Source organism: Enterococcus sp. AZ095a, assembly GCF_050546735.1.
Taxonomy (GTDB): domain Bacteria; phylum Bacillota; class Bacilli; order Lactobacillales; family Enterococcaceae; genus Enterococcus_D; species Enterococcus_D entomosocium.
The window spans coordinates 1,256,505-1,280,039 of the sequence record NZ_CP172953.1 but is presented as its reverse complement, the minus strand read 5'-3'; the positions used below and the strand labels follow the sequence as shown (position 1 = coordinate 1,280,039).

25 protein-coding genes are annotated in these 23,535 nt (G+C 38.2%); 2 read left to right on the top strand and 23 right to left on the bottom strand.

Annotation, left to right across the window (positions count from 1 at the left end; genetic code table 11):
- Positions 1-119: 119 nt before the first annotated feature.
- From IGJ26_RS06000 to IGJ26_RS05975, 6 genes are all read right to left on the bottom strand, one after another.
- Positions 120-929 carry an ABC transporter permease gene (locus tag IGJ26_RS06000; protein WP_005236888.1) on the bottom strand — a complete coding sequence of 270 codons (810 nt, stop codon included), beginning with the start codon at positions 927-929 and terminating at the stop codon, positions 120-122.
- A 42-nt stretch (positions 930-971) separates the two neighbouring features.
- Positions 972-2,021: an ABC transporter ATP-binding protein gene (locus IGJ26_RS05995; protein ID WP_194195331.1), complete on the bottom strand. Its 1,050-nt coding sequence runs from the start codon at positions 2,019-2,021 to the stop codon at positions 972-974.
- Positions 2,022-2,039: 18 nt separating this feature from the next.
- Complete coding sequence (tagD, locus tag IGJ26_RS05990; protein ID WP_005236890.1) at positions 2,040-2,465, bottom strand: glycerol-3-phosphate cytidylyltransferase; 426 nt, start codon at positions 2,463-2,465, stop codon at positions 2,040-2,042.
- 283 nt (positions 2,466-2,748) lie between these two features.
- Entirely contained in the window at positions 2,749-2,949 is a 201-nt protein-coding gene (locus tag IGJ26_RS05985; protein ID WP_005229578.1) for a cold-shock protein, read from the bottom strand.
- Between the two features lie 144 nt (positions 2,950-3,093).
- Positions 3,094-3,699 (bottom strand): superoxide dismutase, encoded by a 606-nt coding sequence (locus tag IGJ26_RS05980; protein ID WP_430599961.1) that lies wholly within the window; start codon positions 3,697-3,699, stop codon positions 3,094-3,096.
- A 76-nt stretch (positions 3,700-3,775) separates the two neighbouring features.
- Positions 3,776-4,219, bottom strand: coding sequence for a GtrA family protein (locus IGJ26_RS05975; protein ID WP_430599960.1), 444 nt, complete (start codon positions 4,217-4,219; stop codon positions 3,776-3,778).
- Positions 4,220-4,351: 132 nt separating this feature from the next.
- On the opposite strand from IGJ26_RS05975, the gene IGJ26_RS05970 reads away from it, so the two are divergent.
- Positions 4,352-5,161 carry a DUF1189 domain-containing protein gene (locus tag IGJ26_RS05970; protein ID WP_430599959.1) on the top strand — a complete coding sequence of 270 codons (810 nt, stop codon included), beginning with the start codon at positions 4,352-4,354 and terminating at the stop codon, positions 5,159-5,161.
- A gap of 26 nt (positions 5,162-5,187) precedes the next feature.
- Complete coding sequence (locus IGJ26_RS05965) at positions 5,188-6,183, top strand: phosphoglycerate dehydrogenase (RefSeq protein ID WP_140965550.1); 996 nt, start codon at positions 5,188-5,190, stop codon at positions 6,181-6,183.
- Positions 6,184-6,247: 64 nt separating this feature from the next.
- Here the strand turns inward: IGJ26_RS05965 and IGJ26_RS05960 are convergent, their stop codons facing one another.
- The 17 genes from IGJ26_RS05960 to IGJ26_RS05880 all read right to left on the bottom strand — a co-directional run bounded on the left by IGJ26_RS05960 (position 6,248) and on the right by IGJ26_RS05880 (position 23,528).
- Positions 6,248-7,192 (bottom strand): glycosyltransferase family 2 protein, encoded by a 945-nt coding sequence (locus tag IGJ26_RS05960; protein WP_430599958.1) that lies wholly within the window; start codon positions 7,190-7,192, stop codon positions 6,248-6,250.
- Positions 7,193-7,249: 57 nt separating this feature from the next.
- Positions 7,250-7,549 carry a HesB/YadR/YfhF family protein gene (locus IGJ26_RS05955; RefSeq protein WP_008379609.1) on the bottom strand — a complete coding sequence of 100 codons (300 nt, stop codon included), beginning with the start codon at positions 7,547-7,549 and terminating at the stop codon, positions 7,250-7,252.
- Between the two features lie 11 nt (positions 7,550-7,560).
- Positions 7,561-8,226: a potassium channel family protein gene (locus IGJ26_RS05950; protein ID WP_005229566.1), complete on the bottom strand. Its 666-nt coding sequence runs from the start codon at positions 8,224-8,226 to the stop codon at positions 7,561-7,563.
- Positions 8,227-8,312: 86 nt separating this feature from the next.
- Positions 8,313-8,942, bottom strand: a complete 630-nt coding sequence (locus IGJ26_RS05945) for a response regulator transcription factor (protein ID WP_077452576.1) — start codon at positions 8,940-8,942, stop codon at positions 8,313-8,315.
- 3 nt (positions 8,943-8,945) lie between these two features.
- A complete protein-coding gene (locus tag IGJ26_RS05940) occupies positions 8,946-10,013 on the bottom strand; it encodes a sensor histidine kinase (protein ID WP_430599957.1) in 1,068 nt (355 codons plus the stop codon).
- Positions 10,010-10,741, bottom strand: a complete 732-nt coding sequence (liaF, locus tag IGJ26_RS05935; RefSeq protein WP_010749367.1) for a cell wall-active antibiotics response protein LiaF — start codon at positions 10,739-10,741, stop codon at positions 10,010-10,012. Before liaF ends, IGJ26_RS05940 begins: the two co-directional genes overlap by 4 nt.
- Positions 10,742-10,893: 152 nt before the next feature.
- Positions 10,894-11,373, bottom strand: coding sequence for a transcription elongation factor GreA (greA, locus tag IGJ26_RS05930; RefSeq protein WP_005229556.1), 480 nt, complete (start codon positions 11,371-11,373; stop codon positions 10,894-10,896).
- A gap of 115 nt (positions 11,374-11,488) precedes the next feature.
- Entirely contained in the window at positions 11,489-12,832 is a 1,344-nt protein-coding gene (mltG, locus tag IGJ26_RS05925) for an endolytic transglycosylase MltG (RefSeq protein ID WP_430599956.1), read from the bottom strand.
- A gap of 101 nt (positions 12,833-12,933) precedes the next feature.
- Positions 12,934-15,744, bottom strand: a complete 2,811-nt coding sequence (locus IGJ26_RS05920) for an N-acetylmuramoyl-L-alanine amidase (protein ID WP_430599955.1) — start codon at positions 15,742-15,744, stop codon at positions 12,934-12,936.
- An 87-nt stretch (positions 15,745-15,831) separates the two neighbouring features.
- Positions 15,832-16,671 (bottom strand): dTDP-4-dehydrorhamnose reductase, encoded by an 840-nt coding sequence (rfbD, locus tag IGJ26_RS05915; protein ID WP_430599954.1) that lies wholly within the window; start codon positions 16,669-16,671, stop codon positions 15,832-15,834.
- Between the two features lie 55 nt (positions 16,672-16,726).
- A complete protein-coding gene (gene rfbB / locus IGJ26_RS05910) occupies positions 16,727-17,755 on the bottom strand; it encodes a dTDP-glucose 4,6-dehydratase (protein WP_275626607.1) in 1,029 nt (342 codons plus the stop codon).
- 15 nt (positions 17,756-17,770) lie between these two features.
- Positions 17,771-18,352: a dTDP-4-dehydrorhamnose 3,5-epimerase gene (gene rfbC, locus IGJ26_RS05905; RefSeq protein ID WP_430599953.1), complete on the bottom strand. Its 582-nt coding sequence runs from the start codon at positions 18,350-18,352 to the stop codon at positions 17,771-17,773.
- A gap of 2 nt (positions 18,353-18,354) precedes the next feature.
- Positions 18,355-19,224: a glucose-1-phosphate thymidylyltransferase RfbA gene (gene rfbA / locus IGJ26_RS05900; RefSeq protein WP_087627728.1), complete on the bottom strand. Its 870-nt coding sequence runs from the start codon at positions 19,222-19,224 to the stop codon at positions 18,355-18,357.
- A gap of 1 nt (position 19,225) precedes the next feature.
- Positions 19,226-20,698 (bottom strand): glycosyltransferase, encoded by a 1,473-nt coding sequence (locus tag IGJ26_RS05895; protein ID WP_430599952.1) that lies wholly within the window; start codon positions 20,696-20,698, stop codon positions 19,226-19,228.
- Between the two features lies 1 nt (position 20,699).
- Positions 20,700-21,797, bottom strand: coding sequence for a CDP-glycerol glycerophosphotransferase family protein (locus tag IGJ26_RS05890; protein WP_430599951.1), 1,098 nt, complete (start codon positions 21,795-21,797; stop codon positions 20,700-20,702).
- 1 nt (position 21,798) lies between these two features.
- Positions 21,799-22,827 carry a ribitol-5-phosphate dehydrogenase gene (locus IGJ26_RS05885; protein WP_087627731.1) on the bottom strand — a complete coding sequence of 343 codons (1,029 nt, stop codon included), beginning with the start codon at positions 22,825-22,827 and terminating at the stop codon, positions 21,799-21,801.
- On the bottom strand, positions 22,827-23,528 hold the full coding sequence (locus tag IGJ26_RS05880) for an IspD/TarI family cytidylyltransferase (protein WP_194195322.1): 702 nt from the start codon (positions 23,526-23,528) through the stop codon (positions 22,827-22,829). The genes IGJ26_RS05885 and IGJ26_RS05880 overlap by 1 nt, the downstream gene beginning before the upstream one ends.
- Positions 23,529-23,535 lie beyond the last annotated feature (7 nt).

The following is a 23,535-nucleotide window of genomic DNA, read 5'->3' as shown; positions in this document are numbered from 1 at the left end:
ATCTTTCAGCAATCGCTATCATGAATCAACTTCATATTTAATGCTTCCGTAACTTCTTTGAAATAAACAAAAATAAAGTGTCCCCTCTAAGTTAGAGGGGACACCGCAAATAGTCTTTTTTAAATATAATCCACAAAACGAGCGCGGAACTTCATATGCAAATGACTTCCTAGAATAAGAAGCATCAAAGTTAGACACCAGAAGATAAGTGTATAAGTTGTTTTTTCCCAAACCCATGCACGGGAAAGCAACGAGTCTCGAAAGCCCTCAATAATATAATAAAAAGGATTGAGTCTTAAAATTTTAACTAACCATACCGGCATATTGCGATTATTTATATCCCATATTGGTCCAGACACATAGAAAAGCAAACGTAGAACCGATTGTAAGAAAATATGATAATCCCGAACCAACACTGTGATTGTTGCATTCAACACCCCGTATGCAAACAAAAAACTAACCATACAGAAAAAATAATAAAAATACTGGATCCAATAAATGGTAGGTGTATTTCCAGTAAATAATAATGATCCCACAACAATTGCTACCATCGGAATATATGATGACAGATTACTAACAATATTGATTGTTGGTAAAATACTTACGGGAAATTTCATTTTAGCAACCATTCCAACTTGTCTGTGAATACTGTTTGATGCTCCTAAAACAGATGAACTTATATAAAACCATGCTGTGATACCAACTAACATCCATATAATAAATGGAAATCCGTCTACCTGACGATTATTATTTACGCCCAATCCAAATACTAGATAATAGATTCCGATTTGAATGGCCGGATTCAAAATTTGCCAAGCTAGCCCTAAATAATGACTTTGGTAAGTGGCTTTATCTTCATAGCGAGACATTCGAAAAATCATACCACTATGCTGAATTTGTTCCTTTAAAACTGCAATTATTTCTTTCACAAGGCTCTTCCTCTTCTACATAATATAAGTAAGTATCGATGATTACCGTACGATAACTTTCGTAATAACTTCTATAGGATTCTTAAGCGCATAACCCAAAGATCTTCCACTAAATGTAACGATACTGAAAAAAAGAATACTCAAAATTGTTAAAGATAAAACGAGTTTAGTAAAAATAGTCATTTTTTCTCCAAATAAAGTTCGTTTCGTATTTTTTTCCAGTTCGGTAGCATCTAAATTCTGATTTAAAGTTTGTGGATCATTTTTGGCTTTTTCAACTAATTTTTCAATACTAAATTGTTTTTGTTTTTCTTTATATTCATCCTGATATTTTTTCTGTTCTTTTTTGGGTAATTTTTTAAACCAATCAATAAACTCACGATATTCTTTCATCACTTCATTAGTGGGTCCAAACATTTTTAAATCACCGTAATGCATCCAAATCGTTTTATCACAAAGTTTTTCTACCTGTCCCAGTGAATGAGAAACGAAGAAAATAGTTTTCCCATTTTCTTTAAATTCCATAATCTTATCCACACATTTTTGGTAAAAAGTTTCATCTCCTACAGATAAAGCTTCATCAATTACTAATATGTCCGGATTGTTGTGGACAGCAATAGCAAAGCCCAAACGAGATTTCATACCACTGGAATAGCTTTTTACAGGTTGATTAATAAAATCTCCTAAATCAGCAAAAGCAACGATGTCATCTAATTTGTCATCAATCTCTTTATTCGTCATTCCTGACATCAGGCCTTTTAAACGAATATTTTCTAGTCCGGTCAGTTGGATTTTCAATCCAGCACCGATTGCAATGATCGAAGTTTCTCCGTTAACCTCCATCGTTCCTGATGTAGGAGGAATAATTCCACTAATCAAGTTCGAAAGTGTTGATTTCCCTGATCCATTAATACCAATGATTCCTACTGATTCACCGGCATTTACTTCAAAACTTACGCCTTTTAATGCCCAGAATGTACTCATATTTTTTTTATAAAATTTAAATAGAGATTTTACTTTATCTGATTTTTTCTTCAGAAGATCGTATTCTTTTGTTACTAAAGTACTACGAACTTTAACTTGTTTATCCATCTTATCTTCTCATCCATTCTAAAAATCTTTGCTTACATTGTTTTGATTGAACATTGTCAGGTCAGCCTTTATTTGAGTTGTTGAAACTTCTGGCGTTCTTGGAAGATAAACTACCTCAACTCCTGATTCAGTAGTTAGGTAATCAAATTTACCTGACCAGTCGTCCCCTATTACAAAAATATCGACGTTATATTTCTTCATGTCCGTTATTTTTTGCTCCCAATTTTCTTCTGGAATAACAAGATCGACATATCTTATTGCTTCTAAAAGCTGTTTCCTTTTTTCATAGCTAAAATAACTAGTCTTACCTTTTTGTAATAAATTGAACTCATCGGTTGATAATCCCACAATCAAGTAATCACCTTTTTGCTTAGCAGTTCTCAATAGATTAATATGACCATAATGAAGCAAATCAAATGTTCCATAGGTAATAACTCGTTTCATTTTTAGTCCCTTCTTATTTCAAAATAAAAATCACTAATAGATTATATCATAAAACCCAGAAAAAAAAGATTCTTAGGAAAGAATTAACAAATTTGAAAGATTATTAACCCTAAATATTTGCTTTAATTTCCTATTTTTCATATAAAAAGCAGCAACCTATATGAAGGTACTTCCTCATCTCTACGTCTAGCAAGAAATAGAAACTAATATAAGTGTATCAAAAAAGCAGATATTCATGCTCCTTTGAGATGAATAATCTGCTTTGTCTACAGTCTACTTGATTTTAGACTTTGGTCACTTCCGCTGCTTGCGGTCCGCGGGCACCTTCAACGATCGTAAATTCAACTTCTTGACCTTCTTCAAGTGATTTAAAACCGTCTCCTTGAATGGCAGAAAAGTGAACAAATACATCATCGCCACCGTCAACTGTAATAAAACCAAACCCTTTTTCGTTGTTGAACCATTTTACTTTCCCATGTTCCATAGTGTGTAAAGCCTCCAATAATTATAATCCGACGATTCCGTCGCCTTTATTATAGCGGATTATGTAAGCGTTAGCAATATCAAAACGATTCTTTCTATCCACAAAAAAAGAAGCCTTTTAGCAGGCTTCTTTCAAGTAAATTGTTTAAGCTTTTGCGAAATATTCGTTTACTTTGTCCCAGTTAACAACACTCCAGAAAGCATTGATGTAATCTGGACGAACATTTTTGTATTTCAAGTAATACGCATGTTCCCAAACATCTAAACCTAAAACAGGTGTTTGACCATCCATCAATGGTGAATCTTGATTCGCTGTTGAAGTAATCGCTAGTTTACCATCTTTCACGACTAACCATGCCCAACCTGAACCAAAACGTCCGGTTGCAGCAGTTTTAAATTCTTCTTTAAAGTCTTCAAAGCTGCCAAAAGTTTCTTCAATTGCCTCTTTGATGGCTCCAGTAGGTTCGCCACCAGCATTTGGGCCTAAGATTTCCCAGAAGAACGTGTGGTTGGCATGGCCGCCACCATTGTTACGAACTGCTGTTTGAATATCTTCTGGTACAGAAGAAAAGTCAGCTAATAAATCTTCAACTGTTTTTTCACCTAACTCAGGATGTTTTTCAATCGCTGCGTTTAAGTTTGTTACATAAGTGTTATGGTGTTTATCATGATGCAAATGCATCGTTTCTTCATCAATGTATGGTTCTAATGCATCGTATGCGTAAGGTAAATCTGGTAATGTGTAAGTCATAAAAAAATTCCTCCTCAATGATAATGTTTACATAAGTAACATTATCAGACTATCAGACTTTGTTCAAAAAATATGCTTACTTTTTCTCACTTTTTTTCGTATTGAAAATCAAAAATTTACTAAACACATAGTTTGCCAAAACAACAACAACTTGGGTGACCAGCTTGGCAACTAGATCGCCGGTTGCCAAAATTGAAATAAATAGATACATACAAAGCATATCTAAGCCTAATGATAAGACGCGAAAGAAAATGAACTTCCCAAATGCCGCCCATGACTCTTGCTTTGTCTCGGTTTTTGCTTCAAAGACCCATAACTTATTTGTAAAGTAGGCGAACAAAACAGAAGCAATCCAGGAAATCACATTCGCTGTCTGGTAATAAAAACCAAATCCTTCACGAAAAACGAGGTAGACGACAATGTTGACTAAGGTCGTTAATCCACCAAAAAATAAATACGTAATCGGCTCCCACAACTTTTTTTGCTGCAAGAACTGCTTGTATTCGTTGTACTTTTGCATTCTTTTGCCTACTTTCATTTCTTTATTTATTCATTCATTCGATTATTGGTTCTTTTTTTGTGAATTCCTTGTAATTCAAAGAACCCTTCGTTACAATTACTCTAGTTATACCACAAAGGAGTTCATCAGCAAATGACTATCGTCCAACTATTTAAAATTGCTTTTTTCCGAATACCTGATTTAAAATTTGTCAAAAAAGCAGAATTTTCCAAAGTAATCGTTTTTCTATTAAGCGCCTCCGTGCTTATCGCGGTACCGATGACCATCAATGTATTAGGTGTCTTTCGCGATGTGCAAGCAGACGGACAAAAAATTGGAGAATCGATCCCAGATTTTACGATCGAAAATGGCAAGCTTGCTACAGCGCCGGGTACGCAAGGTTTCATTTATCAAACCGATTCGATCATCTTTACTTTCGATCCAGATGGCAACCGTACGCCAGCAGATATTGCATCTGATGTCACTGGCTCTGTCATCGCTGTTGGCTTGTTAAAAGATCAGCTGGTCATCCGTATCCCCTCTTCTGGCTTATCGACGTCAATGTTAGATTCTAATCAATTAGAATTTGATTACAGTGAGCCTGCGCTGCGCAATCTTAACGGTCAGGCGATTCGAGAAGCGCTATCCAACCAAGCGATCCCATGGATAATCAAACTCATTGTCTTTTTTGTTGCATTGTATCCATCATTTGTTAGCTTGCTAATCACCTTAATGATGGGGACCTTTATTGCAACGATCTATACAAAATTAAAACAATTCTCCTATACTTTCTTTGAAAATTTAAAGATTCTGATCGTAAGTGCTGCATTGCCTACGCTTATTAGTGTAATCGTACAACTACTATTGCCTTCCTTCGATGCAACCACCTTTATTTTGTTTGGTTCTTTATTCTTATTCACACAAGGGGTCAAACATTCTCCAAAAATTCAGTTTAAAACCTAATCTGGGCCATGTTCAATTCCTTGAACATGGTTTTTTTCTCATTCTTTGCTACACTTAAGTTAAAAGGAGGCTTGGCAATGAAAAAAATAATCTTAGCCACTCGAGAGTTTCGCGACACATACGTGAAACAAATCGAAAAAGACTATCAATTTCTTGTGTACAGAAAGGACCAAGCAATTGATTGGTCACAAGTAGAAATTACCATCGGTTGGAAGCCCGAATGGAAGGACTACCTACTAACGGAGAAAACAAATTTGAAATGGGTCCAAGCAATTTCAGCTGGCGTAGACACCTTACCCTTAAAAGAGTTTGCGAAATACGGCATTCGCTTATCTAATGGTAGCGGCATCCATGCTGAATCGATTACAGACCATCTATTGGCTCTACTATTTATGGAAAACCGCGGGATTTTCCAAGCAATCCAACAACAAAGAAAACAGCAATGGTCACCGAATACGATTCCCTATACAAAATTGTCGGACCAAGAAATTTTGATCGTTGGTACGGGACAAATTGGTCAAAAGTTAGCTCAAGCATTGACCTTTTTTGGTGTAAGTCCCATTGGTATCAATACTAGCGGGCATGAGGTGGCGGGTTTTGATAAAACGTTTGCGTTATCTGACTTACACGCTTGCGCAAAAACCGCCGATTGCGTCATCAACATCCTTCCTCTGACGGAAGAAACCACTCACTTGTATGATGCAGCTTTTTTTGCCCAAATGAAACCTAGTGCTTCCTTTTATAATGTCGGCCGCGGGCCTAGTGTGGATACCACTGCATTAGCAAAAGCCCTAGAAAAAAAGCAGCTGGCATTTGCCGCACTGGATGTTTTTGAAGAAGAGCCATTGCCCGAGAATGATCCGTTATGGCTCATCGAGAACCTTTTGATAACCCCCCATATCTCAGGGCATACGCCCCATTTTCAAAAGGCATTTATGGCCATTTTCTTAGCGAATCTCCAACAATTTTTGGCGAAACAAGAACTTGAAAAAAATGAGATAAACTTGGATAAAGGCTACTAACAAATTCTTTCCGCAAAAAAAGTGTACAGTTGGAGGCGAAACCTTCAGATTGTACACTTTTAATTTATCGTTGTTTTTCTTGGTCTTTTTCAGTTTCTTTCAAGAAATATAACGGTCTATTTTTGGTTTCTAAGAAAATTTTCCCAATATATTTCCCGATGATTCCCAAACAAAGCAATTGCAAGCCGCCCACAAATAAGAAAATGCTAACCATCGATGGCCAACCAGTTGTTGGATCACCAAAGATAAAGGTTCTGATCACAATAAATACCAAAGCAATCAGAGAGCCCAAGCAAGAAAGCGCCCCAATAAACGAAGCAATGTTCAGAGGGGTATCCGAAAAGTTGACAATCCCGTCGATCGAATATTGAAATAGTTTCCAAAATGACCACGAAGTCTCACCCGCTACTCGTTCTCGATTCTCATAGGCGATGTACTCTGTATCAAAGCCGACCCAACTGAAGATCCCTTTTGAAAAGCGATTGTACTCTGACAGTTGTAAAACGGCATCTACCATATTACGGCGCATCAAGCGAAAATCTCGGGCACCATTTACCATTTCGGTATCGGCAATCTTGTTGATAATATTATAAAAAGCATCTGAGAAAAAACTACGGATCTTCGGTTCTCCTTTGCGATCCGCCCGTCTAGTCCCCACACAATCAAGCTCTGGTTTTGCTTCCAGCATCGCAAACATTTCTGGCAGTAATGTCGGCGGGTCTTGTAGATCTGCGTCCATCACAGTGACAAAATCGCCTTTCGCCGCTTGTAAGCCTGCATAAAGTGCAGCTTCTTTGCCAAAGTTTCTCGAAAAAGATAAATAGCGAACACTTTCGGGGTGGGCACGATATAACGCTTTTAAAACAGGTAGTGTTTGATCTGAAGAGCCGTCATTAACAAAAATATATTCAAAAGGCATGTTTAAATGTTTCTTCACCTTTTCTGTTTCCTCAAAGAATATCGGCAAGCTCGCCTCTTCATTAAAACAAGGTACAACAATTGATAACATCGGTTTCATCTCCTAGAGCCAATCGTGGAAAGCCGGTCAGCTATGACCGAATCCACATTATTTTTTATCTTCACTAAAATCGTACTTCGGTTCATCCAACGTTTGATCATAATCAACTGTCAGATTATAGCCTTTGAAAAACCACTCATCCGCTTCATCAATAAAAAAAAGCAAGCCGTCAATGGTTTGTTCAACGATCGGACGTTCTGGTTTATCGACTGACATCCCCACGGAAAATCCGTCATGCACTTGTGTCTTGCCATAAATTTTTCCAAAAAAACGAATCCCGCTTCCTTGGTCTACCACCAACTCTTTTTTGAACCATTGCATTGCTTCAGGACTTATTGTTAAGTTCATTTTCTTCACTCCTAATCATTCATATGTTCATCGAGTATATCTACATCATCTGTATTGCCGATCACGAGTAAATTGTCATTTTCACGCACGATTGCCTCTGCATCAGGCGAAACGATCACTTGTCCTGGTCCCCGACGAATCGCAACGACTGTCAGACCATACTTTTGTCGAAAATTCAGCTCAATCAAGGATTTATTGAAAAAGCGTGGATTGGACACGCGAATCTCTGCTAGAGAAAATTCGTCAGATAGTTCAATATAATCTAAGATATTTTTGGAAACTAGGTTATGGGCGATGCGAATCCCCATATCACGTTCAGGATGGACGACACGGTCTGCGCCGAGTTTTTCCAGTACACGGGCATGGTATTCGTTTTGGGCTTTGGCTAAGATATTAGGAACACCCATTTCTTTAACCATCAGTGTGACCAATATACTGGCTTGAATATCTTCACCGATCGCAACGATCACATGGTCAAAGTTACGAATCCCTAGTGAACGCAAGGTCATCTCATCTTGTGCATTGCCGACCACCGCATGGGTGGCGATATTCATGTACTCATTCACCCGATCTTCATTGCTATCGATGGCCAGTACTTCTTGACCAGATTCAATCAACGTGCGACAAATACTGCCACCAAAACGGCCCAGACCGATTATTGCATAATTTTGCTTCACCACAAACGCTCCTTTTTTACCAGATCATAATTTAGTATAACAAAAACCTCCTCAACTGACCATGAGGAGGCATAATTATCGAGAATTTATTTTATCAAACCGTGTTTAAAAGCATATATTGTCGCTTGTGTACGATCTTCAACTTCCAATTTTGATAAGATATTCGATACATGTGTCTTAACAGTTTTCAAGGTAATAAAGAGCGAATCCGCAATCTCTTGGTTACTCTTTCCTTCGGCGATCAACAGTAACACTTCTTGTTCCCGATTGGTCAAATCTTCATGTAGGATTGGTGTCCGATTCGTCAAACGATCCATCATTTTCGTGGTGACTTCGGGTTCTAAGACCCGCTCTCCTCGCTGGGTGGCACGAATGGCTTCCGCAATCTCATGAGCAGTAGACGTCTTTAACAGATAACCGGCCGCACCCGCTTCAATAGCTGGATAGACTTTCTCGTCATCAATAAAACTAGTGACAATAATGATTTTTGCATCCGGCCAATCCTTTAAAATCAATTTCGTAGATTCGATCCCATCCATTTCATCCATCACTAAGTCCATCAAAATCACGTCTGGTCGCAGCTCCAAGGCCTTTTCATACCCTACTCGGCCATTTTCCGCTTCCCCAATCACTTCTATATCGTCTTGAATCGATAAGTAAGAAGATACCCCCAGACGAACCATTTCATGGTCATCAACTAACAACACGTTTATCATCCGTTATGCCTCCTTCAACAATGGAACTTTGATTTCAATGCTGGTTCCTTGCTTTTTAAAACTAATAATTTTCAACGTACCACCAACGGCACTCACCCGTTCTCGGATATTCATTAAGCCATAGCTGCCGGCTTTTTGATCTTGGGTATCAAAGCCAACCCCGTCATCGATCACCCGCAATAACACGTTATTATCGATGCGATGCAAGTAAACTTCTAACTCATCAGCTTTCGCGTGACGCAGTGTATTAGACAAGAGTTCTTGGATCACACGAAAGAGTTGATCTTCAATCGAACTAGGCATCGTAAAGTCTTCAATATCCCAAGTCAATAGAATTTTGATTTTGGTCTCTAATTCCTTTAACAATTGCTCGATTCCTTGCTTTAGACTCTTCCCTTCCAAAGTTACAGGTCGTAGATGAAGCAAGAGCGCCCGCATTTCAGATTGCGAAGCATTGATAATGTCTGTGACCATCGCTAACTGTTTCTTTTGACTTTCTGGAGCATCTGTTCGAATCGCTTGCTCATTTAGTGCAGACATCATCATCATGGCGGCAAACAGCTGTTGAGAAACAGAGTCGTGCAATTCACGCGCCAGACGCTGCCTTTCTGCTTCTAAAATCTCTTCTTTCGTCTGACCATCAACAAACTGCGGTTTCGCATTCAATTGCTGTAATTCCATCGACATCTGTTTCATCTTCGATTGGATACTGGCAATATCACGATCCACATTCGCAATCAAATGGTTTTCAGACGCATGGGGGATCTTTGTTTCCAATAAAGGGCTATCGATATAGCCGCTGGCTAACAGTCTTAGCTTTTCTTCCACCGGACCGTATTGACGGTTGCGGAAAAAAGAAATCAGTAAAAAGACAGCTAAAGCAATCAATGCAGATATTACAAGTAAGTGAAAGACGATCGGGATAAAGAAGAGCTTGATTTGAAAGACTTCTATCAGCCAATTATTTTTCCCACTGGCATACAAATAGGAGAACAACATCAAAATCATGGTAAAAAAACTTGCTAAGCCTGCATAAAACGCGATCATGCCTCTTGAAAATTTCCCGATCATACCCGAATCACCTCAACATCACCAACAAGGGTATTCGTTAAAATTTTCAAACGCCGACTATTTTCGCCATAATCGGGGCTGTAGATCGTCACTTTTTCATTTTTCAAGCTCGTTTCTTCACCTTCAAAGATAACGGAGCCAATAAAAGTACTGTGCTCTAATTTGATTGCTATGCCAGCAGGCACTAAAATACGAGTTCTGCCAAAGCCTTTTCGTACGATCACGACGTTTTCTTTCTTAGGCAATAAAGTGTTGCCTAGATCAATGAAAGTGTCTCCCGTCAAAATATCTAAATTGATGTCATCCCATTCATAAACTTGACTGCCGATTCGTTCATTGCCTAACCACTGCTGTTTTTGTTTCAACGGATGATCCGCTTTTGGTTCTTCGGTTTCAACGATGATCATTTGTTTTTTGCGCCAGAAGGAATTTTTAGTCAAATCGATTCCGGTAATCTCGACTCCTTTTAATCCAATAAATAAAATCGCAAAAATCAGCATCAGCCACAATGCTGGACTATTTAACAAACTGATCAAAATAGCAATGGAACTTGAGACCATCAAGAAATTTTTAAAATTGCTCTTTCGCTCACTTCGGTTCACCAGAACCAAGCACGTCACACCAAGTATTAATAAAAATAATAATGGCGGATTAGATAAAATTTGCCATACCGCAAAAAGCAGTAAGAGCGCTTCAACAATAAAGAAAAAACGCCAAGGACTTTTCATTCAAGCTCCTCCTCCTAGTAATTCTACTTTATCATACCCGAAAAAAATGGTTTGTCCATCCGTCGCTGGTCCGAAAAAAGACCCTGTTTGATCAAATTCCCTTAAGGAGAATGAACAACAGGGTCAACTAGTTTGATCGAGTGATCAAGCAATTAGCTTTTCTTTACTTCTGTGATTCTCACTTGCATATCTCCGCCTGGCGTTGAGATCGTCACTTCATCATTGACTTTTTTCCCAATCAAGGCACGAGCGATTGGTGAATCATTGGAAATTTTACCAGAAAACGGATCTGCTTCAGCACTACCAACGATCATGTACTCTTCTTCGTCACCATCAGGCAACTCAACAAAAATCACAGTTTTTCCGATGGAAACTTCATCAGAGTCTACACCCTCATTATCAATGATCTCTGCAAAACGAATCATATTTTCTAAAGTAGTGATTCGGCCTTCGACAAACGCTTGTTCATCTTTTGCAGACTCATACTCGGAGTTTTCGGATAAATCGCCAAAACTGCGGGCTACCTTGATACGTTCAATGATTTCCCCGCGTTTTACCGTTTTCAATTCTTCTAATTCTTGTTCTAGCTTTTCTTTTCCTTCAAGTGTCATTGGGTAAACTTTTTCTACCATAGTTCTTTTCTCCTTTTAGTAACTTCTAATAAATCGCAAAAGGTAATCTTTTGCGATGAGTCCACAAAAGATTACCATGCTTTTTTTTAAATGTAAACTATAAACCTATGAAAATTTAATTTGAGGTATTGTTTACATATTGTTCCACTAATTGCATATGCTGTTCATAGGTTTCCGCAAAGTAAACTTCTTGGGTTTGAATGTCAGCAACGAAATAATAGTAGTTGTTCGGTGTTGGATCTAAGACAGCTTGGATCGCTGCTTCGCTTGGATTGTTGAATGGTCCAGGTCCGTAGCCAGTTTGCACATAGAGATTATAAGGAGAGTCAACTTGAGTGTCCTCATAAGTGACTAGCTCTTTGTGCTCACCTAACGCATATAGAATCGAAATATCCGATTGCAGCGGCATATCAATCGCTAAACGATTGAAGAATACCTGTGCGATATTTTTACGATCTTCTAGCTTACTACCCTCTTTTTCAACAAGTGAAGCCAATGTAAGGACTTCTTGGACCGTCATTTCTTTTTGAGCAATTTGATCGAAATATTTGGACAAGACTGAATTTGATTTATCCACCATTTGGGTAACGACTTCTTCTAGGGTATTCCCTGTATAGTAGTCATACGTCGCTGGGAACAAGTATCCTTCTAGTCGGTAACGCACGCCTTGCGCATCGCCGGCACTTGCTAAAAGCTCAGGATAGGTTTCTTTCATTTTTTCAAAGAACTCATCGCTTTCCATCAAAGCTAAGAAATCGTCTTTCGAGATATTTGTTGCTTCCGCTAGAGCATCACCGATTTGATCCACATCAAATCCTTCTGGAATCGTCACTTTTGCATCAGAGGTGACCGAACCTTCGCCATTTTGTAACATCTTCGATATTTGATCCAATGTCATACTAGGAGAAAAATGATAATTTCCCGCTTGAAATCCAGTTAAATTATTGAATTTCGTATAATAGTTAAAGATCATACCACTCTTAATGATATTGTCTTCTTCCAATATTTCTCCAATTGCTTTGTTGGACGATCCACTAGGGATCTCAACAGCGACAGTTTCCGTGTCATCAGGATTCAAAGGCTGTAGCCCGGATGATACATAACGATACATTGAAAATCCTAAAACTCCACCGATAACGAGCAAAGCAAGGACTACGATCAAAACGATCCGATTGACAATTCGGTCTTCTTTTTTGCGTTGCTGCTTGCGCAATTGCGTTTCTCCACCTTCAGCTATGGGTACTTCTTCTACTGCTGCCCTACGACTTGCAGCAGTTTGCTTTGCTTTTTTATTTTTGGTCTTTCCACTTGCAGTTCGCGAACCCACCTCTTCTTGAGGCTGTTGAATAGGACGCTCGTTCAAACCTTGGTCTTCCTGGGTTTGATCTGATTGAGGTTGCTTTAAAGCTCCTAATACTTCGTCTTTAAAGGATTTATCCTCTGGATGTTGTTTACTCAAAACAACTCCTCCTAACTTTCGTAATACTGGCTTGTACCATTATACACGAAAGTTAGGAGGAATGAAATGATTAATAAATTACTCAAACGCTTCTTTTAAAATTATAGTTTTTCACCTGTTGCGTCTTGAATCAATTGTTTCGCTATTGTATCAATATTTCTCCTGATTTTTGCCACATCGTTAGGATTTGAGATAAATCCAAGTTCCGTTAGTCGATAGTCAATTCCTCTATCTTTAAAGACTCTTAAATTCAATAGGTCATTACGCAAGCTCAATCCTCGATTATTTGCATAAGCAGAGTGCCAACCTACATGCTGACGAATAGTCTCAGCCATAGCTATACTCGATAATGAGGGAACAAGATCTTTATGAACAATAACATGTCCACCTGTTGATAAGGTTCCACCAGCATCTAAATGGATTTCGGTAACAGACAAAATTTTTGAACTAACTAAATATGCGCCACCCATGATCTGGGTGTCCTGATACATGTCCTTTGATGTATCATAAAAATTGATTTTACTCGTTTTTAATTTCGCAGCATATTTTCTTAAATACGGTAACAGTTCATTACGTGTGAAATCACGTTCGTTAGTTCCGCTGCCGACTGCCCCTGGATCCCAAACCCCATGCCCCATTACAAAAAGGTACTCACTTTTTTCAACAAAAGGTTTTTCCGTTGAGCCAGGTGCTTTTTGACCTTTAGGAACCAGTTGAATTTCTACTGCTTCAGCACGTTTACCCAAAGAAATAGTTCCAGCTTTCTGGTCATTGACTGCCCAATCAAGCCAACCATATGTTTGTGAGTGAACACGGTAATAAATATCATAGAGTCTCGCTGCTTTTCCTGTCAGTTTTACCTGAAGTGCTTCCAGTCTCTTACCTTGTCCAGTAGTCCCAGATAGCGCACCATTCGATTGATAAGCTTGCCAGCCAATGCCTTGGACATGTGACCGGTAAGAAATACCACCATCAAATTCACTGTTTTCCAATTTGATCTGTATAGCCTCTAAGCGCAAGCCTCTTCCTGTTGTTCCTCCAGTGACTTTGCTTCCTGTTGTATTTACCCATCCAACTCTTTGAGAGTGAGATGAGAGGTCAATGGTAGTTTTTCCTAACGTATTACTAGAAACAAATGCTTGTCCTGCTTGATTTGGCTCAGATAATCTTCTTGGCTTCACAATGATTTGAATCGCTACAATTGCTAGATTAAATCCTGTTGTACCTGCTTCAGCACCATTTTTAGTCCAACTTAACCATCCTAGACCTGAAACGTGTACTCTATAATAAATATTTGCATATTTGGCTAAGTCGCCAGTCAGTTCAAGTTTTATAGCTTCCAATGGCGTATCAATCACACCAATTTCTTGTCCGGCATTTACATAAGATGACCAAGATCCATTTTGAGAAAGCCCGCTGTAGCGCACACTTCCAGATATTTTATCATTGATTGTTATCATTGAAAATTTTTGGACAGGTTGTTTTTCACCAACTGTACCTGATGTTGCACCATTGTTTACTGCAGTTTGCCAACTATTTCCCACAAAACTTGTATATGAGCTATTGATTGTTCCAGATTCCATTAGGCTAGGAGTAGATAGATCATCTGGTTCTTCAAAAGTAACTTGAATTGCTTCAATCCGCAAACCCATGCCTGTGGTACCAGCAGTCTCACCATTTTTTGCCCAACCTAGCCAGCCAAGATCTCGGACATGAACTCTATAATAAATATCCTGACTTGTACTATTGATTTGAATAGACTCCATTTGTCGCGTGGAACTAATATCACCAATGACTTCTAAGGTACTACTCCAGTTCCCCCAACCTGTTGATTGAAAGTGACCTCGATAACTGATACTATCAGGATCTTTTAATCCCGTTTTTAAAATTTTGAAACCTGTGATCTTTTTTGATTGTCCTGTTGTACCACTAATTTCTCCATCATATTTTACACTTTGCCAAGAATCATTCTCCAAATAACTTTGATAAGAAATACTAGGCGTTTCATTGTTCTCTTTGCTCCTAGTCGTCATTTGTTTGGATTCAACAGCTATTTTCAATGTGAAGTGATACGTCTGAACATCTAGGTTTGAGTTAAAATTTTTAACTGCCACTGTAAGGCTTAACGGACTTAAATCCGTAGCAACAAGTTCTTTGGTTGAACCTTCTTGCAAACGCCATTCAGTGTCATTCAACTCATACTCTGGTAGTTCATCAGAAAATATATCTTCTAAATCAACAATATACAGATCGTTTTTTTGGTCAGCACTTATTGAAGTGGTTTGCGTTCCTCCATAAAATTTTGTGAGATTGATATTTTTTGATAAATCAAATGATACAATTTTGTTGTCAGAAATATCTAATTGTTCTAGTTGAACGAATGGGCTTAGATCAATCTCCGCTATAAAATTCTTGCTAACATCAAGAGTAACTAAATTTTTAAAGGTTTCAATGCCGCTTAATGATGAAATTTCTAAATTTGATAAATTTAATTCGGTTATTTTAGATGGATCTTCATCAAAGAAACCATCATGATCACTATCAAAATTTTCTATTAAATAGTTTCGAAAATTTTCGTCAGGAAAAATTGTTTCATCCAATGAAAATTTTTTTTCATCCACTATTGATTCTTCGGTAGATTCTTCAACTATACTACTATCGACAGTTGGATTTGTTTCATTCGTCATCGAAGATGATTCTGAGCTTGTATTAGATTGACTGCCTTCATACGAAGGATTCTCAGTTGTTCTTTCAGTAGTATCCGAAGAAATTCCATTTTCAGAAGAAATACTACCGGTCGTTGCCTCATCTATATTTATGGTTTCAGCTACAGTTGTTAAAGTTGGCACAGCGACATTTAAACTTAATATAAGAACACTAAACAAATATGCTACTTTTTTTTTCAACCCCATTTTTTCTCCTTTTCCTAAAACCTATTATAACTTTCTAAATTACCTCAGCTGTCATAGAGCCACAACAGATTAATCAATTTTTACCAACTAACTAATATTTTGCAACATCATTCTTAATGCCTCTTGCCATGTTGGGATTTCAAATCCCAACTCTTTTGCTTTTGAAAGATCCATCACCGAATACTGCGGGCGAGTTGCCTTTTGTGGAAATTCAGCTGAGGTCACAGGCTTGACAGACACATCTGTCTCCTTCAAGATCTCTTTGGCAAATTCGTACCATGAGCAATGATTGTCATTGGATAAATGATAGATTCCTTTAGGGGCATCATTTGTGATCACATAGGTCATAAATTCCGCCAAGGTGCGGGTCCAAGTAGGACGGCCGAACTGATCATTGACCACGGTCAATGTATCGTGTTCTTTGGCTAAACGCTGCATGGTAAAGACGAAATTGTGTCCGTATTGACCAAAGACCCATGAGGTACGAATAATATAGTACTTGCTCATGATCGATTGCACGGCTTTCTCACCTAGTAATTTGGTCCGGCCATATTCATTTTGCGGATTGACTTGGTCGTCCGTCGCATATTCCCCGTCTTTTTTGGTACCATCAAAGACATAGTCGGTACTGATATAAATCAAGGTTGCCCCGACTGCTTCGGCTGCCAATGCAACGTTGTTGGTGCCATCGACGTTGATTTTTTCGTCTAATTCCTTGCCTTCATCTTCAGCTTTATCCACCGCAGTATAGGCAGCACAATGAAAGATCACCGTTGGTTGTATTTCTTTGATTTTATTCATTGTAGCTTGTACATCTGTGATATCCATCTCAGCGGAATCTGTCGATAGATAAGCAGCACCTTGTTCATCCAATAGATGACGTAATTCTGTGCCTAATTGGCCGTTTCCTCCTGTAATTAAATACATGTATCTCTTCCTTTCGAAAAAAGCAGGAATTCTCGCTTCCTGCTTTTTTGTTGAATTATTGACCTTGCTTGGCGTAACTTGCTTCAACGCGGGCTTTTTCTGCCTGCCACCATTCGGGATTATTGCGGTACCATTCGATGGTATCCGCCAACCCATCTTTAAAGTTGGTGAATTGCGGTCTCCAGCCCAGCTCTTCTTTTAGTTTTGTTGCATCGATGGCATAGCGCAAGTCATGGCCTGGTCGATCATTGACATGATCATAGGCATCTTTGGATTGTCCCATCAATGTTAAGATCAACTCGATCACTGCTTTGTTATCTTCCTCGCCATCGGCACCGATCAGATACGTTTCTCCGATGCGTCCTTTGGTCAAGATGGCCCAGACAGCAGAAGAATGATCATTGGTATGGATCCAGTCACGGACGTTTTTGCCTTCGCCATATAATTTAGGTCGAATGCCGCTTAATACATTCGTGATTTGACGAGGGATGAATTTCTCGATGTGTTGATACGGTCCATAATTGTTGGAACAATTAGAGAGCGTTGCTTGTAATCCAAAAGAACGTACCCAAGCTTTGACCAAGAGATCGGAGCCTGCTTTGGTGGATGAATATGGACTTGATGGATTGTATGGTGTTTGATCGGTAAACTTCTCCCCCGGCCCCTCACCCTGGCCTGGCAGGTCTTCTCTCAGGGGCAGATCCCCATAGACTTCATCTGTCGATACATGATGATATCGGACTTGATGCTTTCGACAAGCTTCAATCAATGTATACGTGCCGATCAGGTTGGTTTGCACAAAAGGAAATGGATCTTTCAATGAATTATCATTATGGGATTCTGCCGCATAATGGACGACCGCATCTGTTTGTTGGACCAGTTCATCAACTAATGCTGCATCGGCGATATCCCCCACCACCAATGAAACACGGTCTTCTGGCAAGCCAGCTAAATTGTCCTTATTCCCTGCATACGTTAATTTGTCCAAAACCGTGATGTGGACATCTGGATGATGCGCCACGACGTAATGAACAAAGTTGGAGCCGATAAATCCAGCACCACCGGTTACAATGATTCGTTTCATAATTAAATACGCTCCTTATATTTCTCCGTAGACGAAGGTATTTTCTGCCTCAAAGGCTTTCAAGGTCGGATGATGTTGGTCTTTTTCTGACAGGATTGCCTGTTCTTTGGCGATTGGCCAATCAATTGCCAAATCTGGATCGTCAAAGGCAATACCGGCATCTGCTTGCGCATTGTAATAATTATCACATTTGTACAAGAAATTGACATTAGGCGTCAAGGTTACAAAACCATGGGCAAAACCTTTTGGCACCAACAATTGTCGGTGATTACTTTCGGATAAAATGTAGCCTTCCCATTGTCCATAGGAAGGAGATCCTTTACGAATGTCTACGATCACATCCAACACCGCACCGCTTACCACCCGAATCAATTTGGTTTGGGCCGCTTCGCCTTTTTGAAAATGCAGTCCACGCAAAACACCAGCTTCTACTGATAAAGAATGATTGTCTTGGACAAAGTCATGGCCAATGCCCGCTTCTTTGAAATCAGCTTCCGAATAGCTTTCGGTAAAGAAACCACGATGATCACCAAAGACAGCCGGTTCAATTATCAAGACATCTGCTAATTTTGTTTTTGTTACTTTTAATTTTCCCATCGTTATGCCTCTTTTGCTAGGTTCAATAAATATTGACCATATTGATTTTTCTTCAGTGGTTGTGCCAAATCGATCAATGCTTCACGATTGATATACCCCATGCGATAAGCAATTTCTTCCAAGCAAGCCACTTTTAAATTTTGTCGTTTTTCAATTGTTTCAATAAACGTTGATGCCTCTAATAATGACTCATGGGTTCCAGTATCTAACCATGCATACCCGCGTCCCATGACTTCAACGGATAGTTGCCCTAATTCTAGGTATTTTTGATTGATATCCGTGATTTCAAGTTCTCCGCGTTCTGAGGGTTTGATTTGTTTCGCGATTTCTACGACTTGTTTATCGTAAAAATACAGCCCAGTGACAGCATAATTTGATTTTGGAGTATCGGGTTTTTCTTCGATCGATACAGCTTGCATCTCATCGTCAAATTCCACGACCCCAAAACGTTCAGGATCAGTGACATGGTAGCCGAACACTGTGGCACCTTGTTCTTTTTGAGCTGCTCGCTGCAACATATTTGACAAACCGCCACCATAATAAATATTGTCACCAAGAATCAAACAAACACTATCATCACCAATGAATTCTTCGCCGATGATGAAGGCTTGCGCTAACCCATCTGGACTTGGTTGAACGGCATACTCGATGTGGATGCCTAATTCATGACCATCTCCAAATAATTCTTCAAAACGCGGGGTGTCTTGCGGTGTCGAAATAATTAAAATCTCCGTAATTCCCGCCAACATTAACGTCGACATAGGATAATAGATCATCGGTTTGTCATAGATCGGCATTAATTGTTTGGATGTTGCTTTGGTTAAGGGATACAGGCGTGTCCCTGATCCACCTGCTAGAATGATACCTTTCATATTAATTTACCTTTTCTTTCTTAATGGATAAATTGTCAAAGTCTTTCGTTGTATAGGCAGTGAACTGATATTTATTCGTGTCAATACGCATATTGATTTTTTTTAAATTTCGATCTTTACCAAGTCTTCTGCGATGATGTATAGGCTTATGAGATTCAATAAAAAGATCCCATATTAACCCATTTTCCAATTTTTTGATTGGTAAAATAAATACGGCTTCTCCGGCTGCATTGATTTCAGCTGCCTTGATTGTAATTTCTTGACCGTCAGTTCTTTCTTTACAAATTAGATACTGATCATTTGCAATGAGGGTGTGGTGTAAACTTGCTCCAATATAGAGTTTCTTTTTAAATGCCGTTACACTGTTTAAATAGATTGACGTTTTGTTTAAGAAGCTGACATTCAATCGCTCTTTGTAGCCATTTGCATACTGCATTTGATAGTATATCTGTCCGTTGTCGATTTCATAATCGGAAGATTGGTTGAGCTTTTTGCTTACTTTTTCGAACTCAATGAGTTCATCCATTTTGTCTTCGCATATTTTTTGAACAAAGATGGCATGTTCTTTTTTTAGCTTAGATATGACAGATTCACCGACATAATGAAGAAAGAAATCTCTTGCTGCCGAAAAGTATTTTTTTCTCAATTGGTACTCATATTTTTCATTTAGAATGGACGCTCTTAGAATACTAAAACTAATCAAGCGGTTGACATAAGCAACCTTAAGACCTAGTTGCTTGGCTTGATCAAACCTGCTCTTTTCGATATAATGCAATACTTTTTTTTGTGCAATAAAATGTAATTCTGGATTCTGAGGTATAGATGCTACACTCAGGTTCTCTCCGGGTCTTCTGACTACATAATAATAATCATAGTCACTAAGAATAGAAATAACTTTAGCATCAAGATAGGCACGCATAACGAATAGTTTATCTTCATCTCCGGGCCTGATTTCCGTTTCAAAACGTATGTCTTGATCAATCAGCATTTTTCTTCTGAACATCTTATGCGGAGCAATCGTATAGATCAGGTTATCTTTAATAATATCTGCATGTGCAATATTTCCTTTTAAAAATTGGCTTTTCGGTACTCCTCTACCATTGATTCCTTTATATTTACCGAAAATTACATCCGAATTATTTTCGGTAGCAAAAGCATATAGCCTTTTTAAAGCATCCTCACCTAAATAATCATCATTATCTAAAAATTGTACGTATTCCCCTTTAGCCATTTCAATTGCATCATTTCGTGGAACCATCGGTCCACCTGAATTTGTTTCTCTTTTTATAATACGCAGGTTGGGTAAATCGGTGCGATATGACTCAAGAATCTCCAAACTGTTGTCTGTTGATAAATCATCAACTGCTAAAATTTCGAAATCAGATTTATCCATTGTCTGATTTTTTAAAGAGTCTAAAGTTGGTTTAATAAAGTTTCCTGCATTATAAACAGGAATAATGACACTAATTTTCATATTACCCCTCTACTTCCTTGGTAAGAAAGTCAAACAATCGTTGAGAATTTTGACCATCATAATAATCAAATATTTTATTTTTCATTTTTAAGATATAATCTGTTTTATTTTTATAATCTCCACTTTTCATATAAAGCATCAAGCTGTCAAGAGAGTCAAAAATTGGTGCTTCAATGTAAGATTTAAAATCAACATAAAACCCAAAATCATCTTTATACGCATTAAAATCAGGTGCGTAAATCAATACCGGCCTCTCAAAATAAAAGAATTCAAGCATAACTGACGAGTAGTCGGTTATTAAAATATCTACTTGCGATAAAATATCATCGATTCTATTGCTATCTTGAAAAATATGGACATTCTCCGATATAGGCCATTCTGGGACTCTCATATATGGATGTAAGGAAACATATAAAATATCATCTTTGAAATCTCGTACAAATTCCTTTATGAACATTTGGACTAACGCAATATTTTCCTCATCCGTACGACGAAAAGTGGGTGCATATAAAACTGTTCTAACGTCTACCTTATCATTATTGATTTTATGATTGATTAGCCGATCAATTTTGGGACTTCCAATTGCTAATATATCTTCAGGTCTCATATCAAAAGCTTCTGCATAAAATGGAATGTCTAACTGACTATTCACAACCGCATAATCATAATTGGTATGAGGTTTTATGATCTGTTTTTTGTTGCTTTCAATAGATAGTCCAAACCTTTTCAAATGACCGATTGCATGCCAAATTTGTACAACGATATTCTTTTTATTCTTCTTTATACAGTATATCGGAAAATAATAATCATCTACAATGAAAAATCTAGAAGTTGCCAGTGCATGCATACTGACTATTGAATAATAAAAATAATTGAGCCGGCCGCGCAAACTTCTTTCAAATTTAAAGGCAATCACCTTTATTTGATAATTAGATTGTTCTTCAAATATAGTCTGTAAATTTTTCAATCCGGAAAACAAATCTTGGTTGCGATTTGTAGCTAAAGTAACTTTTTGGGGATTGAATTTACAAAAAATGAGACAATATTGATAAATGATTTGAAAAAAAGATTTTATTACCAGCAATTTTATTTTTTTCACATCAGATATCCCATTTCATCACGGATTTTCCCCAACTGCTGATTAAATCATCTTCAAAGAATTCAACAACATCTGATAAATGGCGAATCGTTTTGCGAATGCCTATTAAATTAACCAAACGTTGTCTTGTTTCTTCGTGTGCGCTTAAAAAGTCAACCGTCTTTTGAAATGCTTCTCTACCGCTACGAGAACTGCCAATCATAGTTAACCCTTTTTCAAGGATCATCCGTGTATTTACTTCGACATAATGTTCAGAAACTCCCATTAAAGCAATCACTCCTTGTGGCTTGATCAAATCAATAATTTGGTTGATTGCATCTTGACTACCCATTCCACCAGTACACTCAATGGCATTTGAAATTTCTAAATTTGCAGGAATATCATCCACTTGATATGTTTCATCCGCAAATGAAAAATAATCCAGCTTTTCTTTATGTTTTCCAAAAACGATCAATTTAGCATCTGGATACATATTTTTCAAAAGAACTGAGGAAATATAGCCAAGATTGCCATCCCCCCAAACGCCAAAAACTTGTTGATTGTCATTCATTTTTTGATCCAAGCGGCTGATTGCGTGCATCGCTACTGAAATCAACTCAATAAAGGCTGCTAATTCAGATTCAATATTATCTGGAAGAGCCACTGCTCGATCACGGCGCAAGTATACATATTCTTGCATATAACCATCATAGCCGCTAGAGCGAAATTTAGTACTTCGCAAATAATTTTCCTCAATGACGGGATCCTCTTCAAATGGTGTGTTAGGTATCATCACAACCCGTTGTTTTTTTTCGAACTCGCCCTTCGGATCAAAAATAACTTCGCCGATTCCTTCATGGATCAATGCCATTGGCAATTTTTGACTCATGACTTTCTTATCTCTACTACCGGTAAAATAGCGTTGATCTGCATGACAGATCGATAGATAGGTTGGGCGGACGACGATACAATCTGATTGCTCGATTTTCTCATCAACGATAACCGTTTCAAATTGACGTGGTGAAACCAATCGATATACTTGGTTTAACATTACTCTCTCTCCTCAATGATTGCTTTAGCAATTTTCAAATCAAATGGTGTAGTCACTTTAATATTGGCAGTTGACCCTTCTACGAGTCCTACTTTTTCTCCTGAAAGCAAGCAAATTTTACATGAATCACTTAAAGTTTTGATATCTTCTTCAGAAAGTTTATTTAGACAATCCAAAAACACATTGATATTGAACGTTTGTGGTGTTTGACCTTGATACATTTCGTCTCGGATTGGTATTTCTGTTACTTCAGAGCCATTGCCCCGGACGATCGTATCGGTAGCAGGGATCACTGTATCAATGGCATTGTATGTTTTAGACAAGCGGATATTGTCCTCAATGATACGGCGAGAAATGAATGGTCGTACAGCATCATGCACAACGATCACATCATCGTCATGTTGTCCAAAAGATTCATGGATAAACGCGATCCCACTTTTCAATGTGTCATTTCTTTCTTTACCGCCAGCAATGATTTTGACCCGGTCATCATGAATATATTTGGCGATGATATCTTTGGCGTGCTGAATCCAGTTTTCTGGACAAGAAACAATAATCGCATCAAAGGCATCATTTAAGACAAATTTCTCTAATGTATGAATAATAATTGGTCGATTGCCTAATTGTAAAAATTGTTTTGGCATACCTACATTACCCATTCGTGTTCCTTTACCGCCCGCTAAAATTTGTGCATATAACATAGTTTGT

Coding starts and splice junctions, on each gene's coding strand:
- IGJ26_RS05995 (WP_194195331.1), bottom strand. CDS start 2,021: ATGGATAAACAAGTTAAAGTTCGTAGTACTTTAGTAACAAAAGAATAC.
- tagD (WP_005236890.1), bottom strand. CDS start 2,465: ATGAAACGAGTTATTACCTATGGAACATTTGATTTGCTTCATTATGGT.
- IGJ26_RS05985 (WP_005229578.1), bottom strand. CDS start 2,949: ATGGAACATGGGAAAGTAAAATGGTTCAACAACGAAAAAGGGTTTGGT.
- IGJ26_RS05980 (WP_430599961.1), bottom strand. CDS start 3,699: ATGACTTACACATTACCAGATTTACCTTACGCATACGATGCATTAGAA.
- IGJ26_RS05975 (WP_430599960.1), bottom strand. CDS start 4,219: ATGCAAAAGTACAACGAATACAAGCAGTTCTTGCAGCAAAAAAAGTTG.
- IGJ26_RS05970 (WP_430599959.1), top strand. CDS start 4,352: ATGACTATCGTCCAACTATTTAAAATTGCTTTTTTCCGAATACCTGAT.
- IGJ26_RS05965 (WP_140965550.1), top strand. CDS start 5,188: ATGGTTTTTTTCTCATTCTTTGCTACACTTAAGTTAAAAGGAGGCTTG.
- IGJ26_RS05960 (WP_430599958.1), bottom strand. CDS start 7,192: ATGTTATCAATTGTTGTACCTTGTTTTAATGAAGAGGCGAGCTTGCCG.
- IGJ26_RS05955 (WP_008379609.1), bottom strand. CDS start 7,549: ATGAACTTAACAATAAGTCCTGAAGCAATGCAATGGTTCAAAAAAGAG.
- IGJ26_RS05945 (WP_077452576.1), bottom strand. CDS start 8,942: ATGATAAACGTGTTGTTAGTTGATGACCATGAAATGGTTCGTCTGGGG.
- IGJ26_RS05940 (WP_430599957.1), bottom strand. CDS start 10,013: ATGATCGGGAAATTTTCAAGAGGCATGATCGCGTTTTATGCAGGCTTA.
- liaF (WP_010749367.1), bottom strand. CDS start 10,741: ATGAAAAGTCCTTGGCGTTTTTTCTTTATTGTTGAAGCGCTCTTACTG.
- greA (WP_005229556.1), bottom strand. CDS start 11,373: ATGGTAGAAAAAGTTTACCCAATGACACTTGAAGGAAAAGAAAAGCTA.
- IGJ26_RS05920 (WP_430599955.1), bottom strand. CDS start 15,744: ATGGGGTTGAAAAAAAAAGTAGCATATTTGTTTAGTGTTCTTATATTA.
- rfbD (WP_430599954.1), bottom strand. CDS start 16,671: ATGTATTTAATTACAGGAGGAAACGGCCAATTAGGCACAGAATTACGT.
- rfbB (WP_275626607.1), bottom strand. CDS start 17,755: ATGAAACGAATCATTGTAACCGGTGGTGCTGGATTTATCGGCTCCAAC.
- rfbC (WP_430599953.1), bottom strand. CDS start 18,352: ATGGGAAAATTAAAAGTAACAAAAACAAAATTAGCAGATGTCTTGATA.
- rfbA (WP_087627728.1), bottom strand. CDS start 19,224: ATGAAAGGTATCATTCTAGCAGGTGGATCAGGGACACGCCTGTATCCC.
- IGJ26_RS05895 (WP_430599952.1), bottom strand. CDS start 20,698: ATGAAAATTAGTGTCATTATTCCTGTTTATAATGCAGGAAACTTTATT.
- IGJ26_RS05885 (WP_087627731.1), bottom strand. CDS start 22,827: ATGTTAAACCAAGTATATCGATTGGTTTCACCACGTCAATTTGAAACG.
- IGJ26_RS05880 (WP_194195322.1), bottom strand. CDS start 23,528: ATGTTATATGCACAAATTTTAGCGGGCGGTAAAGGAACACGAATGGGT.